This window comes from Pseudomonas sp. SWRI81 (genome assembly GCF_014268545.1).
Classification (GTDB): domain Bacteria; phylum Pseudomonadota; class Gammaproteobacteria; order Pseudomonadales; family Pseudomonadaceae; genus Aquipseudomonas; species Aquipseudomonas hamedanensis.
In genome coordinates, this window is the sequence record NZ_JABWQS010000053.1 from 1 (window position 1) to 16,055 (window position 16,055).

12 protein-coding genes and 4 tRNA genes are annotated in these 16,055 nt (G+C 55.6%); all 16 read left to right on the plus strand.

From position 1 onward, the window contains the following. Positions 1–162 precede the first annotated feature (162 nt). Complete coding sequence (gene birA / locus HU765_RS23810) at positions 163–1,116, plus strand: bifunctional biotin--[acetyl-CoA-carboxylase] ligase/biotin operon repressor BirA (RefSeq protein ID WP_186623396.1); 954 nt, start codon at positions 163–165, stop codon at positions 1,114–1,116. After that, positions 1,106–1,858 carry a pantothenate kinase gene (locus tag HU765_RS23815; protein WP_186623397.1) on the plus strand — a complete coding sequence of 251 codons (753 nt, stop codon included), beginning with the start codon at positions 1,106–1,108 and terminating at the stop codon, positions 1,856–1,858. Before birA ends, HU765_RS23815 begins: the two co-directional genes overlap by 11 nt. Before the next feature lie 9 nt (positions 1,859–1,867). Then, positions 1,868–2,299 carry a hypothetical protein gene (locus HU765_RS23820; protein ID WP_186623398.1) on the plus strand — a complete coding sequence of 144 codons (432 nt, stop codon included), beginning with the start codon at positions 1,868–1,870 and terminating at the stop codon, positions 2,297–2,299. A gap of 142 nt (positions 2,300–2,441) precedes the next feature. Then, positions 2,442–2,526: transfer RNA gene (locus tag HU765_RS23825), tRNA-Tyr, on the plus strand. 25 nt (positions 2,527–2,551) lie between these two features. After that, positions 2,552–2,625 (plus strand) — tRNA-Gly (locus HU765_RS23830). A 26-nt stretch (positions 2,626–2,651) separates the two neighbouring features. Further along, a tRNA-Thr gene (locus tag HU765_RS23835) sits at positions 2,652–2,727 on the plus strand. Positions 2,728–2,812: 85 nt separating this feature from the next. Next, entirely contained in the window at positions 2,813–4,006 is a 1,194-nt protein-coding gene (tuf, locus tag HU765_RS23840; protein ID WP_003176426.1) for an elongation factor Tu, read from the plus strand. A 53-nt stretch (positions 4,007–4,059) separates the two neighbouring features. After that, positions 4,060–4,135, plus strand: a tRNA-Trp gene (locus HU765_RS23845). Between the two features lie 45 nt (positions 4,136–4,180). Beyond that, entirely contained in the window at positions 4,181–4,549 is a 369-nt protein-coding gene (secE, locus tag HU765_RS23850) for a preprotein translocase subunit SecE (RefSeq protein ID WP_016772937.1), read from the plus strand. A 9-nt stretch (positions 4,550–4,558) separates the two neighbouring features. Next, entirely contained in the window at positions 4,559–5,092 is a 534-nt protein-coding gene (gene nusG, locus HU765_RS23855) for a transcription termination/antitermination protein NusG (RefSeq protein WP_007916492.1), read from the plus strand. Between the two features lie 118 nt (positions 5,093–5,210). Beyond that, positions 5,211–5,642, plus strand: a complete 432-nt coding sequence (gene rplK, locus HU765_RS23860) for a 50S ribosomal protein L11 (RefSeq protein WP_003228756.1) — start codon at positions 5,211–5,213, stop codon at positions 5,640–5,642. Beyond that, complete coding sequence (gene rplA, locus HU765_RS23865; RefSeq protein ID WP_003228754.1) at positions 5,642–6,337, plus strand: 50S ribosomal protein L1; 696 nt, start codon at positions 5,642–5,644, stop codon at positions 6,335–6,337. Before rplK ends, rplA begins: the two co-directional genes overlap by 1 nt. Before the next feature lie 198 nt (positions 6,338–6,535). Beyond that, complete coding sequence (gene rplJ / locus HU765_RS23870) at positions 6,536–7,036, plus strand: 50S ribosomal protein L10 (RefSeq protein ID WP_008081912.1); 501 nt, start codon at positions 6,536–6,538, stop codon at positions 7,034–7,036. Positions 7,037–7,109: 73 nt separating this feature from the next. Then, positions 7,110–7,475, plus strand: coding sequence for a 50S ribosomal protein L7/L12 (gene rplL / locus HU765_RS23875; RefSeq protein WP_003228750.1), 366 nt, complete (start codon positions 7,110–7,112; stop codon positions 7,473–7,475). 221 nt (positions 7,476–7,696) lie between these two features. Next, positions 7,697–11,770, plus strand: a complete 4,074-nt coding sequence (rpoB, locus tag HU765_RS23880) for a DNA-directed RNA polymerase subunit beta (RefSeq protein WP_186546710.1) — start codon at positions 7,697–7,699, stop codon at positions 11,768–11,770. A gap of 64 nt (positions 11,771–11,834) precedes the next feature. Then, a complete protein-coding gene (rpoC, locus tag HU765_RS23885; RefSeq protein WP_186623400.1) occupies positions 11,835–16,034 on the plus strand; it encodes a DNA-directed RNA polymerase subunit beta' in 4,200 nt (1,399 codons plus the stop codon). The last annotated feature ends 21 nt before the right edge of the window (positions 16,035–16,055 follow it).

The window sequence follows — 16,055 nt, forward strand, 5'->3', positions numbered from 1 at the left end:
TCCCCATGTGAGAGTAGGTCATCGTCAAGATTAAATTCCGAAACCCCAATTGCGAAAGCAGTTGGGGTTTTGTTTTGTTCGCGAGAAATGTGTCTGCTTGATTTCTATGCAACGGCACGGGGCATGGCTATCATTCGGGCCTCATTGTGAGGCGAAACCTGCATGTTGACGTTGTTGAACCTCTTGAAGGATGGTCGATTCCATTCCGGACAGGATCTGGGGGCTGCCCTGGGAATAAGTCGAAGTGCTGTATGGAAGCAACTGCAGCATCTTGAGGCTGAGCTTGGTCTGTCAATCCACAAAGTTCGCGGGCGGGGATATCAGTTGTCTGCGCCATTGATGTTGCTTGATCCTGTGGAAATAGCCAGAAAGTCGCCTCAATGGCCTGTGACTGTCTTCGATTCTGTCGATTCGACAAATGCCGAAGCTTTGCGCTCCATTGCACAGGGTGCTTCCGCGCCCTTTTTGGTGCTGGCTGAACGGCAGACCGCCGGGCGTGGCCGTCGAGGACGGAAATGGGTAAGCCCGTTTGCCGAGAACCTCTACTACAGCCTGGCTCTGCGTATCGACGGCGGTATGCGTCAGCTCGAAGGGCTGAGTCTTGTCGTAGGCCTTGCTGTTATGCAGGCCTTGCGAAATTCGGGCGTGTCGAATGCCGGGCTGAAGTGGCCCAACGATGTTTTGGTTGGCAGCAAGAAGATCGCTGGCATTCTGCTTGAGCTTGTTGGGGACCCGGCGGATGTCTGTCATGTTGTGCTGGGAATAGGGATCAACGTGAATATGCAAGTTGCGGAAGGGGTCGATCAGCAATGGACTTCTATAAGGCTTGAGTCAGGTAAGGCCTGTGACCGCAATGCTCTGGTGGCTGAGCTGAGTAATCAGCTCAGCACTTATATTCACAAGCACCAAGCCAATGGTTTCGCTAGTCTCCAGGCCGAATGGGCGGAAAATCATCTCTGGCAAGGGCGCTCGGTTTCCTTGATTGCGGGTAACAGCCATATAGATGGCGTAGTGCTCGGAGTTGATAATCAGGGTGGGCTGCGCCTGAGAGTGGACGGCGTTGAGAAGGTATTTAGTGGCGGAGAGCTCAGCCTGAGGTTGCGTGATGATTCTTGAGCTTGACTGCGGCAACAGCTTTATAAAGTGGCGCGTGCTGAATGCCTTGGTCGGAACTGTTGTTTCGGAAGGGGTTGTAGACTCCAATCAGGCACTGATTGAAAGCCTGCGTATGATTGCGTCGCTGTCGCTGCGCAAATGTCGCTTAGTCAGTGTCAGGACGAGCGAAGAAACCGGCGCATTAATCGAGCTGATTGAGCGAGAGTTCGGTATTCCCATCGTATCTGCGAAGCCTGCTCGTGAGATGTCCGGCGTGCGCAACGGCTATGAAGATTATGAGCGGCTTGGGCTTGATCGCTGGCTCGCGATGCTTGGTGGCTTTCATCTGGCTGCCGGTCGTCCCTGTCTCGTTCTGGATTTCGGCACTGCGGTCACTGCTGATTTCGTTGCAGCTGACGGTGAGCATCTCGGGGGGTTTATTTGTCCTGGTATGCCGTTGATGCGGAATCAGCTGCGCACACATACACGCAAAATTCGCTACGGAGATGAGGCGGCGGAGCGGGCGCTTTCCAGTCATGTCCCGGGGCGGACTACCGTTGAGGCTGTAGAGCGTGGTTGTTCTTTGATGTTGAGAGGCTTCGTCCTGACCCAGATGGAGCTGGCGCGCGCTTATTGGGGGAAGGGTTTTACTGTCTTCATTACGGGCGGGGATGCCGAGTTGGTTGCGGGGGTCTCGCCTGAGGCCAGGGTTATACCTGACCTGGTCTTTGTCGGCTTGGCTATGGCGTGTCCATTGTCCTGAGGTTTATATATGCGTTGGTTGTTTCTGCTGCTTGTTGTTCTCAACGTTTTTTACTATGTCTGGCATCAGCAAGAAGCACCTCTGCGAGCCAAAGATGTAACGCCTTTGAGTCTGTATCGCGGTTCACAGCAGGACATTCGTCTGTTGAGTGAGGCTACCGGCAATGGGCGCATCGGGGAGGGTGCAGCGCGTCAGCAGTGCCTGTTCCTTGGTGGCTTTTCTGATGAGGATTCGATTGTCAGGTTGCAGCAGCGTCTGTCGGCCATGAAGGTTAATGCGCAGTCCGCCCCGAAGGATGCTGCCGGGAGCGGTTTCTGGCTGACAGTTACACCGGACGGGCAGCGCTTGTTGGGTGATCAGCAGCTGCAAAACCTTTCCAAGGAATTCAATGAGTTAAAACATAAAATAATGCTGTGCGAAGGGGTTGCACCTGCTGAATAGTTTGCATAGAATGGCGCCCGCTCCACAGCGAACACCTTAACCGGATTTCAAAGTGAAGTGTGTCAACGCAGCTAAGCTCAGGTTTTTAAATGAGAAAATGCTTGACAGAGGCTTGGCATGATATAGAATGCCGGCCTGATTAGGAGGGGTTCCCGAGCGGCCAAAGGGATCAGACTGTAAATCTGACGTCTACGACTTCGAAGGTTCGAATCCTTCTCCCTCCACCAGATTTAAGCGTGAGCTGCAGGCTCCGCGGGTATAGTTTAGTGGTAGAACCTCAGCCTTCCAAGCTGATGATGCGGGTTCGATTCCCGCTACCCGCTCCAAGTTCGCAGGTTGTGCAAAGGGTTTTGCTCTTGTAGCTCAGTTGGTAGAGCACACCCTTGGTAAGGGTGAGGTCAGCGGTTCAAATCCGCTCAAGAGCTCCATATAACAAGGCAGATATGAAAATATCTGCCTTTGTTTTAATGGTTGATATTGTTTGTCTAATTCTTCTGTTTGAGGGTGATATCGATGGCTAAGGAAAAATTTGATCGTTCCCTGCCCCACGTCAACGTAGGGACCATTGGTCACGTTGACCACGGTAAAACCACTCTGACTGCTGCTCTGACTCGCGTTTGCTCCGAAGTGTTCGGTTCGGCAATCGTTGACTTCGACAAGATCGACAGCGCGCCAGAAGAAAAAGCTCGTGGTATCACCATCAACACCGCGCACGTTGAATACAATTCGCTGATCCGTCACTACGCTCACGTTGACTGCCCAGGTCACGCTGACTATGTGAAGAACATGATCACCGGTGCTGCCCAGATGGACGGCGCAATCCTGGTTTGCTCGGCCGCTGATGGTCCGATGCCACAAACCCGTGAGCACATCCTGCTGTCCCGTCAGGTAGGCGTTCCGTACATCGTGGTTTACCTGAACAAGGCTGACCTGGTAGACGACGCTGAGCTGCTGGAACTGGTTGAGATGGAAGTGCGCGATCTGCTGAGCACTTACGACTTCCCAGGTGACGACACTCCGATCATCATCGGTTCTGCTCGTATGGCTCTGGAAGGCAAAGACGATAACGAAATGGGCACCACGTCCGTTCGTAAGCTGGTTGAGACTCTGGACAGCTACATCCCGGATCCAGTCCGTGTTATCGACAAGCCGTTCCTGATGCCAATCGAAGACGTATTCTCGATCTCCGGTCGCGGTACTGTTGTAACCGGTCGTATCGAGCGCGGTATCGTCAAGGTTCAGGATCCACTGGAAATCGTTGGTCTGCGTGACACCACCGTCACCACCTGCACCGGTGTTGAAATGTTCCGTAAACTGCTCGACGAAGGTCGTGCTGGCGAGAACTGCGGCGTTCTGCTGCGTGGTACCAAGCGTGACGACGTTGAGCGTGGCCAGGTTCTGGTCAAGCCAGGTTCGGTCAAGCCGCACACCAAGTTCGAAGCTGAAGTGTACGTACTGAGCAAAGAAGAAGGCGGTCGTCACACTCCGTTCTTCAAAGGCTACCGTCCACAGTTCTACTTCCGTACTACTGACGTGACTGGTAACTGCGAACTGCCGGAAGGCGTTGAGATGGTAATGCCGGGCGACAACATCAAAATGGTTGTTACCCTGATCAAAACCATCGCAATGGAAGATGGTCTGCGTTTCGCTATCCGTGAAGGCGGTCGTACCGTCGGCGCTGGTGTCGTAGCCAAAATCATCGAATAAGCGGTTGTAATGTATTTTTCGGGCCGGCATAATGGTCGGCCTGATTTTGTTTTAGGTCAGTAGCTCAATTGGCAGAGCGACGGTCTCCAAAACCGTAGGTTGGGGGTTCGATTCCCTCCTGACCTGCCAGATTCACTTGGTGTGTCTGGCTTTCTTTTCACAGGATCTTCATAGATGACTCCTAAAGCTGAAGCTCAAGGCTCTCGCTTCGATCTGCTCAAGTGGCTTGTAGTAGTCGCTTTGGTAGTTGTTGGCGTTGTTGGCAATCAGTATTACGCTGCTTCGCCGATCCTGTACCGTGTACTTGCTTTGCTTGCCATTGCTGCTGTAGCTGCCTTTGTAGGCCTGCAGACTGCGAAGGGCAAGTCTTTCTTTGTACTGGTTAAGGAAGCTCGCACCGAGATTCGTAAAGTCGTGTGGCCAACTCGCCAAGAAACCACGCAGACCACGCTGATTGTCGTGGCTGTTGTTCTGGTTATGGCGTTGCTGTTGTGGGGTCTTGATTCCCTGCTCGGCTGGCTTGTTTCCTTGATTGTCGGCTAAGGGTGTCCCGTGGCTAAGCGTTGGTATGTTGTGCATGCTTACTCGGGTTACGAGAAGCATGTGATGCGCTCGCTTGTCGAGCGCGTAAAGCTGGCTGGCATGGAAGATGGCTTTGGCGAGATTCTGGTTCCCACTGAAGAAGTGGTGGAAATGCGCAATGGCCAGAAGCGCAAAAGCGAGCGTAAGTTCTTCCCTGGCTATGTGTTGGTCCAGATGGATATGAACGAGGGTACCTGGCACTTGGTCAAGGATACCCCTCGCGTGATGGGTTTTATCGGCGGTACCGCTGACAAGCCTGCACCGATCACGGATAAAGAAGCAGAAGCAATTCTGCGTCGCGTTGCTGACGGTAGCGACAAGCCTAAGCCGAAGACGTTGTTCGAGCCGGGCGAGACGGTACGTGTCAATGATGGTCCGTTCGCCGATTTCAACGGCGTTGTAGAAGAAGTTAACTACGAAAAGAGCCGGATCCAAGTGGCTGTGCTCATTTTCGGTCGCTCTACTCCGGTGGAGCTCGAGTTCAGTCAGGTCGAGAAGGTCTAACTGGGCAAGCAATCCCAACCCCGCAGCCTTAGGCTGTGGGGTTTTGTCGTCACTGGGATAAACGCGCAAGTAACCGGGGAGCCTTTCGAGGCGCTAGAACCCGTAATTGGAGTGCCTCATGGCCAAGAAGATTACCGCTTACATCAAGCTGCAAGTGAAGGCCGCTCAGGCTAACCCAAGCCCACCTGTTGGTCCTGCCCTGGGTCAGCACGGCGTGAACATCATGGAATTCTGCAAGGCTTTCAACGCCCGTACTCAGGGTCTTGAAGCAGGTCTGCCGACTCCAGTGATCATCACTGTCTACAGCGACCGTAGCTTCACTTTCGAAACCAAATCCACCCCTGCTTCGGTTCTGCTGAAGAAGGCGGCCGGTCTGACCAGCGGTTCCGCTCGTCCGAACACCGTTAAGGTTGGCACCGTTACCCGTGCTCAGCTGGAAGAAATCGCGAAAACCAAAAACGCGGATCTGACTGCAGCTGATATGGATGCAGCCGTGCGTACTATCGCCGGTTCTGCTCGTAGCATGGGCCTTAACGTGGAGGGTGTGTAATGGCTAAGCTGACCAAGCGTCAAAAGGCTATCGCCGGCAAAATCGAAGCAGGCAAGGCCTACAACATTGTAGACGCCGCTGCACTGCTGGCCGAGCTGTCGACTGTCAAGTTCAGCGAGTCGTTCGACGTTGCTGTAAACCTGGGTGTGGACCCGCGTAAATCCGACCAGGTCGTTCGTAGCGCTACCGTGCTGCCACACGGCACTGGCAAGACCGTTCGCGTTGCTGTGTTCACCCAAGGTCCAGCTGCCGAGGCCGCTTTGGCTGCCGGCGCTGACCGTGTAGGTATGGACGACCTGGCTGCCGAAATGAAAGGCGGCGACCTGAACTATGACGTAGTGATCGCATCCCCGGATGCCATGCGTGTTGTAGGTCAGTTGGGTCAGATCCTCGGTCCACGTGGCCTGATGCCTAACCCGAAGGTCGGCACCGTGACTCCTGACGTGGCTACCGCCGTCAAGAATGCCAAGGCTGGTCAGGTTCGTTATCGCACCGACAAGAACGGCATCATTCACACTTCCGTTGGCAAGATCGGTTTCGACGCCGTCAAGCTGAAGGAAAACGTTGAAGCCCTGATCGCTGATCTGAAGCGTATCAAGCCAGCTTCCTCGAAAGGTATTTACGTCAAGCGCGTTACCCTGAGCACCACTATGGGTCCAGGTCTGGTCATCGACCAAAGCTCGCTCGACGCGTAAGACTAAAGTTGGCGCGGATTGCCGCGCCAATTGAAAGATTGGGGTCCCTGCCTGGCGGGGGCTATCCAAGACCGTAGGCGGCGCAAGCCTTAAACCTCAAGCCTACGCAGATGGTGCTCCCGGTTCCTTACCGAATCAGACACCAAAACGACATTCGGTTTCGATCGAATGAAACGGTAACAAGCAGGAGTTAAACCCGTGGCAATTAATCTCGAAGACAAGAAGGCCATCGTCGCTGAAGTCAACGAGGCTGCCAAAGTCGCTCTGTCCGCTGTCGTGGTTGATGCACGTGGCGTAACAGTAGGCGCAATGACCGGACTCCGTAAAGAGGCTCGTGAAGCTGGCGTTTACGTACGTGTTGTACGTAACACCCTGCTCAAGCGCGCTGTTGCTGACACTCAATACAGTGTCCTCAACGACGTGTTCACCGGCCCGACCCTGATTGCATTCTCGAACGAACATCCGGGCGCTGCTGCCCGTATCTTCAAAGAGTTTGCCAAGGGTCAGGACAAGTTCGAGATCAAGGCAGCTGCGTTCGAGGGCAAGTTCCTCGCAGCTAATCAGATCGACGTACTGGCAACTCTGCCGACCCGTGACGAAGCAATTTCTCAGCTGATGAGCGTGATTCAAGGCGCTACCAGCAAATTGGCTCGTACTCTGGCGGCAATTCGCGACCAGAAAGAAGCTGCCGCAGCCTAAGGCTCGTCACTTCTCGCGTTTTTTGTTTATTTCGATGGTCGCGTAGGCCGTCCCCCAATTCAGGAATTGAGTCATGTCTCTGACTAACGAACAAATCATCGAAGCAATCGGCCAGAAATCCGTAGTGGAAATCGTTGAGCTGATCAAAGCGATGGAAGAAACCTTCGGTGTTACCGCTGCTGCCGCTTCGGCTGGTCCAGCTGCTGCTGCCGCTGTTGTTGAAGAGCAAACCGAGTTCAACGTTGTTCTGCTGGAAGCTGGCGAGAAGAAGGTTAACGTGATCAAGGCAGTTCGTGAACTGACCGGTCTGGGCCTGAAAGAAGCCAAAGAGAAAGTAGACGGCGCTCCTCAGGTTGTAGCTGAAGGCGTTTCGAAAGAAGCGGCTGAAGACGCCAAGAAGAAGCTGGAAGAAGCAGGCGCTAAAGTCGAGCTGAAGTAAGCATCGACTTTGCTCCTCCAGCCCGAGCGTCAAGCGACAGGCTGATGGCTGGTGGCTCTTGCCACCGGCCTTTTTCCGTTATTGGCAGCCGACTGGGTCGGTGCTGATAAAGGCGCTGTAACCACCCGATGCGGTGGCGCAAACCATGGGGTTTGCACGATTTTCTGGCTGCTCCCGTCGGGAGGGGCCAAACAAGCAGGTGACCAAGCTGGGGAACGCTGATGGCTTACTCATATACTGAGAAAAAACGTATCCGCAAGGACTTTAGCAAGTTGCCGGACGTCATGGATGTGCCTTACCTCCTGGCCATCCAGCTGGATTCGTATCGTGAATTCTTGCAAGCGGGAGCGACTAAAGATCAGTTCCGCGACGTGGGCCTGCATGCGGCCTTCAAATCCGTTTTCCCGATCATCAGCTACTCCGGCAATGCTGCGCTGGAGTACGTCGGTTATCGCCTGGGCGAACCGGCATTTGATGTCAAAGAATGCGTATTGCGCGGTGTAACTTTCGCCGTACCTTTGCGGGTAAAAGTGCGCCTGATCATTTTCGACAAAGAATCGTCGAACAAAGCGATCAAGGACATCAAAGAGCAAGAAGTCTACATGGGTGAAATTCCCCTGATGACTGAAAACGGTACCTTCGTAATCAACGGTACCGAGCGTGTTATCGTTTCCCAGCTGCACCGTTCCCCGGGCGTGTTCTTCGACCACGACCGCGGCAAGACGCACAGCTCCGGCAAACTGCTGTACTCGGCTCGCATCATTCCTTACCGCGGTTCGTGGCTGGACTTCGAATTCGACCCGAAAGACTGCGTCTTCGTGCGTATCGACCGCCGTCGCAAGCTGCCGGCCTCGGTACTGCTGCGTGCACTCGGTTACACCACCGAAGAAGTGCTGGACGCGTTCTACACCACCAACGTTTTCCACCTGAGCGGCGAAACCCTCAGCCTGGAACTGATTGCATCGCGTCTGCGTGGTGAAATTGCCGTTCTGGACATCCAGGATGAAAAAGGCAAGGTCATCGTTGAGCAGGGCCGCCGTATTACCGCGCGCCACATCAACCAGATCGAAAAAGCCGGTATCAAGACGCTGGACGTGCCGCTGGACTACGTCCTGGGCCGCACTACCGCCAAGGCTATCGTGCACCCGGCCACCGGTGAAATCCTGGCTGAATGTAACACCGAGCTGAACACTGAAGTCCTGGCCAAAATCGCCAAGGCCCAGGTCGTTCGCATCGAGACCCTGTACACCAACGACATCGACTGCGGTCCGTTCGTCTCCGACACGCTGAAGATCGACTCCACCAGCAACCAGTTGGAAGCGCTGGTCGAGATCTATCGCATGATGCGTCCAGGCGAGCCGCCAACCAAAGACGCTGCCGAAACCCTGTTCAACAACCTGTTCTTCAGCCCTGAGCGCTATGACCTGTCTGCGGTCGGCCGGATGAAGTTCAACCGTCGTATCGGTCGTACCGAGATCGAAGGTTCGGGCGTGCTGTGCAAGGAAGACATCGTCGCGGTACTGAAGACCCTGGTCGACATCCGTAACGGTAAAGGCATCGTCGATGACATCGACCACCTGGGTAACCGTCGTGTTCGCTGCGTAGGCGAAATGGCCGAGAACCAGTTCCGCGTTGGCCTGGTACGTGTTGAGCGTGCGGTCAAAGAGCGTCTGTCGATGGCCGAAAGCGAAGGCCTGATGCCGCAAGATCTGATCAACGCCAAGCCAGTGGCTGCGGCGGTGAAAGAGTTCTTCGGTTCCAGCCAGCTCTCGCAGTTCATGGACCAGAACAACCCGCTGTCCGAGATCACCCACAAGCGTCGTGTCTCTGCACTCGGCCCTGGCGGTCTGACTCGTGAGCGTGCGGGCTTCGAAGTCCGTGACGTACACCCGACTCACTACGGTCGTGTCTGCCCGATTGAAACGCCGGAAGGTCCGAACATCGGTCTGATCAACTCCCTGGCTGCGTACGCTCGCACCAACCAGTACGGCTTCCTGGAAAGCCCGTACCGCGTGGTGAAAGAGGGTGTGGTCACCGACGAGATCGTGTTCCTGTCCGCTATTGAAGAAGCCGATCACGTGATCGCGCAGGCTTCGGCGACCATGAACGAGCAGAAAGTCCTGATCGACGAACTGGTCGCCGTACGTCACCTGAACGAATTCACCGTCAAGGCGCCGGAAGACGTCACCTTGATGGACGTATCGCCGAAGCAGGTTGTGTCGGTTGCTGCGTCGCTGATTCCGTTTCTCGAGCACGACGACGCCAACCGTGCGTTGATGGGTTCGAACATGCAGCGTCAAGCTGTACCAACCCTGCGCGCTGACAAGCCGCTGGTAGGTACCGGCATGGAGCGTAACGTAGCCCGTGACTCCGGCGTTTGCGTCGTGGCTCGTCGTGGTGGCGTGATCGATTCTGTCGACGCCAGCCGTATCGTGGTTCGTGTTGCCGATGACGAAGTTGAAACCGGTGAAGCCGGTGTCGACATCTACAACCTGACCAAATACACCCGCTCGAACCAGAACACCTGCATCAACCAGCGTCCGCTGGTGCGTAAAGGTGATCGCGTTCAGCGTAGCGACATCATGGCCGACGGCCCGTCCACCGACATGGGTGAACTGGCACTGGGTCAGAACATGCGCATCGCGTTCATGGCATGGAACGGCTTCAACTTCGAAGACTCCATCTGCCTGTCCGAGCGTGTGGTTCAGGAAGACCGTTTCACCACGATCCACATTCAGGAACTGACCTGCGTGGCGCGTGACACCAAGCTTGGCCCAGAGGAAATCACTGCGGACATCCCGAACGTGGGTGAAGCTGCACTGAACAAGCTGGACGAAGCCGGTATCGTTTACGTAGGTGCTGAAGTAGGCGCAGGCGACATCCTGGTCGGCAAGGTCACTCCGAAAGGCGAGACCCAGCTGACTCCGGAAGAAAAACTGCTGCGTGCAATCTTCGGTGAAAAAGCCAGCGACGTTAAAGACACCTCCCTGCGTGTGCCAACCGGCACCAAAGGTACTGTCATCGACGTACAGGTCTTCACCCGTGACGGCGTTGAGCGTGATGCTCGTGCGCTGTCGATCGAGAAGTCCCAGTTGGACGAGATCCGCAAGGATCTGAACGAAGAGTTCCGCATCGTTGAAGGCGCGACTTTCGAACGTCTGCGTTCCGCTCTGGTAGGCCACAAGGCTGAGGGCGGCGCCGGTCTTAAGAAAGGTCAGGACATCACCGACGAAGTGCTCGACGGTCTTGAGCATGGCCAGTGGTTCAAACTGCGCATGGCTGAAGATGCTCTGAACGAGCAGCTCGAGAAAGCTCAGGCCTACATCGTCGATCGTCGCCGTCTGCTGGACGACAAGTTCGAAGACAAGAAGCGCAAACTGCAGCAGGGCGATGACCTGGCTCCAGGCGTGCTGAAAATCGTCAAGGTTTACCTGGCAATCCGTCGTCGCATCCAGCCGGGCGACAAGATGGCCGGTCGTCACGGTAACAAGGGTGTGGTCTCCGTGATCATGCCGGTTGAAGACATGCCGCACGATGCCAATGGCACCCCGGTCGACGTAGTCCTCAACCCGCTGGGCGTACCTTCGCGTATGAACGTTGGTCAGATCCTTGAAACCCACTTGGGTCTCGCGGCCAAAGGTCTGGGCGAGAAGATCAACCGGATGGTCGAAGAGCAGCGTAAAGTCGCTGAACTGCGTACCTTCCTGGACGAGATCTACAACCAGATTGGCGGTCGTAACGAAGATCTGGACAGCTTCTCCGATCAGGAAATCCTCGATCTGGCGAACAACCTGCGTGGCGGCGTTCCAATGGCCACTCCAGTGTTCGACGGCGCCAAGGAAAGCGAAATCAAGGCCATGCTGAAACTGGCAGACCTGCCGGAAAGCGGCCAGATGCAGCTGACCGACGGCCGTACCGGCAACAAGTTCGAGCGTCCGGTTACCGTTGGCTACATGTACATGCTGAAGCTGAACCACTTGGTAGACGACAAGATGCACGCGCGTTCTACCGGTTCTTACAGCCTGGTTACCCAGCAGCCGCTGGGTGGTAAGGCGCAGTTCGGTGGTCAGCGTTTCGGGGAGATGGAGGTCTGGGCACTGGAAGCATACGGTGCTGCTTACACTCTGCAAGAAATGCTCACAGTGAAGTCGGACGATGTGAACGGCCGTACCAAGATGTACAAGAACATCGTGGATGGCGATCACCGTATGGAGCCGGGCATGCCCGAGTCTTTCAACGTGTTGATCAAGGAAATTCGTTCCCTCGGCATCGATATCGATCTGGAAACCGAATAACACGTGACGCGAATCGAGAGCGGGGCAGGATTGCCCGCTCTCTGCTCCGCCAGGAGGAAAGGCCTTGAAAGACCTACTGAATTTGCTGAAAAACCAGGGTCAAGTCGAAGAGTTCGACGCCATCCGTATCGGATTGGCCTCGCCGGAGATGATCCGCTCGTGGTCGTTCGGTGAAGTTAAAAAGCCGGAAACCATCAACTACCGTACGTTCAAACCTGAGCGTGACGGCCTGTTCTGCGCCAAGATCTTTGGCCCGGTAAAGGATTACGAGTGCCTGTGCGGTAAGTACAAGCGCTTGAAGCACCGTGGTGTGATCTGCGAGAAGTGCGGCGTTGAAGTTGCACTGGCCAAGGTTCGTCGTGAGCGCATGGCGCACATCGAACTGGCTTCGCCGGTTGCCCACATCTGGTTCCTGAAATCGCTGCCGTCGCGTATCGGCCTGCTGATGGACATGACCCTGCGTGATATCGAGCGCGTTCTCTACTTCGAGAGCTATGTCGTTATCGATCCAGGCATGACCACCCTTGAAAAAGGTCAGCTGCTGAACGACGAGCAGTACTTCGAAGCGCTGGAAGAGTTCGGTGACGATTTCGATGCCCGCATGGGTGCCGAAGCTGTCCGTGAACTGCTGCACGCTATCGACCTGGAACACGAGATTGGCCGTCTGCGCGAAGAGATTCCGCAAACCAACTCGGAAACCAAGATCAAGAAGCTGTCCAAGCGTCTGAAGTTGATGGAAGCCTTCCAGGGTTCCGGCAACCTGCCAGAGTGGATGGTGCTGACCGTTCTGCCGGTTCTGCCGCCAGATCTGCGTCCACTGGTCCCGCTGGATGGTGGTCGTTTCGCGACTTCCGACCTCAACGATCTGTATCGTCGAGTGATCAACCGTAACAACCGCTTGAAGCGTCTGCTCGATCTGTCCGCTCCGGACATCATCGTGCGCAACGAAAAGCGTATGTTGCAGGAAGCGGTCGATGCACTGCTCGACAACGGTCGTCGTGGCCGCGCTATCACCGGTTCCAACAAGCGTCCTCTGAAATCCCTGGCTGACATGATCAAGGGTAAGCAGGGTCGTTTCCGTCAGAACTTGCTCGGTAAGCGTGTTGACTACTCCGGTCGTTCGGTAATTACCGTAGGTCCGACCCTGCGTCTGCACCAGTGCGGTCTGCCGAAGAAGATGGCTCTGGAGCTGTTCAAGCCGTTCATTTTCGGCAAGCTGGAAATGCGCGGTCTGGCGACCACCATCAAAGCAGCCAAGAAAATGGTCGAGCGCGAGCTGCCAGAGGTTTGGGACGTTCTCGCCGAAGTGATTCGCGAACACCCGGTCCTGCTCAACCGTGCACCGACCCTTCACCGTCTGGGTATCCAGGCGTTTGAACCGGTACTGATCGAAGGTAAGGCTATCCAGCTGCACCCGCTGGTCTGCGCCGCGTACAACGCCGACTTCGACGGCGACCAAATGGCCGTGCACGTACCGCTGACGCTGGAAGCCCAGCTCGAAGCGCGTGCGTTGATGATGTCGACCAACAACATTCTGTCGCCAGCCAACGGTGAGCCAATCATCGTTCCGTCGCAGGACGTTGTATTGGGTCTGTACTACATGACCCGTGAAGCGATCAACGCCAAAGGCGAAGGTCGTGTGTTTGCGGATCTGCAGGAAGTCGACCGTGTATTCCGTGCTGGCGAAGCCGCACTGCATGCCAAGGTCAAGGTTCGTATCAACGAAACCGTCAACGACCGTGACGGCAACAGCGTGAGCGGTACCCGTATCGTCGACACCACTGTCGGCCGTGCGCTGCTGTTCCAGGTTGTGCCAAAAGGTCTGTCGTACGACGTCGTCAACCTGCCGATGAAGAAGAAGGCGATCTCCAAGCTGATCAACCAGTGCTACCGCGTGGTTGGTCTGAAAGAGACCGTGATCTTCGCTGACCAGTTGATGTACACCGGTTTCGCTTACTCGACTATCTCGGGTGTTTCCATCGGTGTTAACGACTTCGTTATCCCGGATGAAAAAGCCCGCATCATCGGTGCAGCCACCGACGAAGTGAAAGAGATCGAGAGCCAGTACGCCTCCGGCCTGGTAACCCAGGGCGAGAAGTACAACAAAGTGATCGACCTTTGGTCGAAAGCGAACGATGAAGTTTCCAAGGCGATGATGGCTAACCTCTCGAAAGAGAAAGTCATCGACCGTCATGGCGACGAAGTCGACCAAGAGTCTTTCAACTCGATGTACATGATGGCCGACTCGGGTGCGCGGGGTTCCGCTGCACAGATTCGTCAGCTGGCCGGTATGCGTGGTCTGATGGCCAAGCCGGACGGCTCCATCATTGAAACGCCGATTACTGCGAACTTCCGTGAAGGTCTGAGCGTACTTCAGTACTTCATCTCGACTCACGGTGCTCGTAAGGGTCTGGCGGATACCGCGTTGAAAACCGCTAACTCCGGTTACCTGACTCGTCGTCTGGTAGACGTGGCGCAGGATCTGGTGGTAACCGAGATCGATTGCGGCACCGAACACGGTCTGCTCATGACTCCGCACATTGAAGGCGGTGACGTTGTAGAACCGTTGGGTGAGCGCGTATTGGGTCGTGTTATTGCCCGTGACGTGTTCAAGCCGGGTACCGAGGACGTTATCGTTCCTGCCGGCACTCTGGTTGACGAGAAGTGGGTCGAATTCATCGAGCTGAACAGCATCGACGAAGTGATCGTGCGTTCGCCGATCAGTTGCGAAACCCGCTACGGCATCTGCGCCAAGTGCTACGGTCGCGATCTGGCTCGTGGTCACCAGGTGAACATCGGTGAAGCGGTCGGCGTTATCGCTGCCCAGTCCATCGGTGAGCCGGGTACCCAGCTGACCATGCGTACGTTCCACATCGGTGGTGCGGCAAGCCGTACTTCCGCTGCCGACAGCGTTCAGGTGAAGAATGGCGGTACCGTCCGTCTGCACAACCTGAAGCACGTTGAGCGAGTGGATGGCCACCTGGTTGCTGTGTCCCGTTCCGGTGAGCTGGCGATCGCTGACGACTTCGGTCGTGAGCGCGAGCGTTACAAGCTGCCGTACGGTGCTGTGATTTCGGTTAAAGAAGGTGACAAGGTCGACGCTGGCGCAATCGTGGCCAAGTGGGATCCGCACACTCACCCGATCGTTACCGAAATGAAAGGTACCGTGACCTACGTGGGCATGGAAGAAGGCATCACGATCAAGCGTCAGACTGACGAATTGACCGGTATGACCAACATTGAAGTTCTCGACGCGAAAGATCGTCCAGCAGCGGGCAAAGAAATTCGTCCAGCAGTGAAGATGGTCGACGACAACGGCAAGGATCTGTTGCTGCCAGGCACTGACGTTATCGCTCAGTACTTCCTGCCAGCCAACGCCCTGGTCGGTGTAGCGGACGGTGCGAAGATTGCGATCGGTGACGTTATCGCTCGTATTCCGCAGGAAACTTCGAAGACTCGTGACATCACCGGTGGTCTGCCGCGTGTTGCCGACCTGTTCGAAGCTCGTCGTCCGAAAGAAGCGTCGATTCTGGCTGAAGTCAGCGGCACCATCGCGTTCGGTAAAGAGACCAAAGGCAAGCGCCGTCTGGTCATTACCCCGAACGACGGTAGCGATCCGTACGAAGAGCTGATTCCGAAGTGGCGTCACCTGAACGTCTTCGAAGGCGAACAGGTAAACCGCGGCGAAGTTATCTCCGACGGTCCAAGCGATCCGCACGACATCCTGCGTCTGCTGGGTGTGAGCGCGCTGGCCAAGTACATCGTCAACGAGATCCAGGACGTTTACCGCCTGCAAGGCGTGAAAATCAACGACAAGCACATCGAGACCATCCTGCGTCAGATGCTGCGTAAAGTTGAGATCGCTGAATCCGGCGATTCCAGTTTCATCAAGGGCGACCAGATGGAACTGACTCACGTACTGGTAGAAAACGAGCGTCTGGGCGCGGAAGACAAGTTTGTCTCCAAGTACACTCGCGTTCTGTTGGGTATCACCAAGGCGTCGTTGTCCACCGAATCGTTCATCTCGGCGGCTTCCTTCCAGGAAACCACCCGCGTACTGACCGAAGCGGCAGTCACCGGCAAGCGCGATTACCTGCGCGGCCTGAAAGAAAACGTAGTCGTGGGTCGTCTGATCCCGGCCGGTACCGGTCTTGCCTATCACAGCGAGCGCAAGCGTCGCCGTGATGCTGACAAGCCGTTGCGCGTAAGCGCCAGTGAAGTGGAAGCTGCACTGACCGAAGCGCTGAACTCGAGCGGTAACTGAGTTCTGCGATAAATGAGCGTA

Coding starts and splice junctions, on each gene's coding strand:
- birA (WP_186623396.1), top strand. CDS start 163: ATGTTGACGTTGTTGAACCTCTTGAAGGATGGTCGATTCCATTCCGGA.
- HU765_RS23815 (WP_186623397.1), top strand. CDS start 1,106: ATGATTCTTGAGCTTGACTGCGGCAACAGCTTTATAAAGTGGCGCGTG.
- HU765_RS23820 (WP_186623398.1), top strand. CDS start 1,868: ATGCGTTGGTTGTTTCTGCTGCTTGTTGTTCTCAACGTTTTTTACTAT.
- tuf (WP_003176426.1), top strand. CDS start 2,813: ATGGCTAAGGAAAAATTTGATCGTTCCCTGCCCCACGTCAACGTAGGG.
- secE (WP_016772937.1), top strand. CDS start 4,181: ATGACTCCTAAAGCTGAAGCTCAAGGCTCTCGCTTCGATCTGCTCAAG.
- rplK (WP_003228756.1), top strand. CDS start 5,211: ATGGCCAAGAAGATTACCGCTTACATCAAGCTGCAAGTGAAGGCCGCT.
- rplA (WP_003228754.1), top strand. CDS start 5,642: ATGGCTAAGCTGACCAAGCGTCAAAAGGCTATCGCCGGCAAAATCGAA.
- rplL (WP_003228750.1), top strand. CDS start 7,110: ATGTCTCTGACTAACGAACAAATCATCGAAGCAATCGGCCAGAAATCC.
- rpoB (WP_186546710.1), top strand. CDS start 7,697: ATGGCTTACTCATATACTGAGAAAAAACGTATCCGCAAGGACTTTAGC.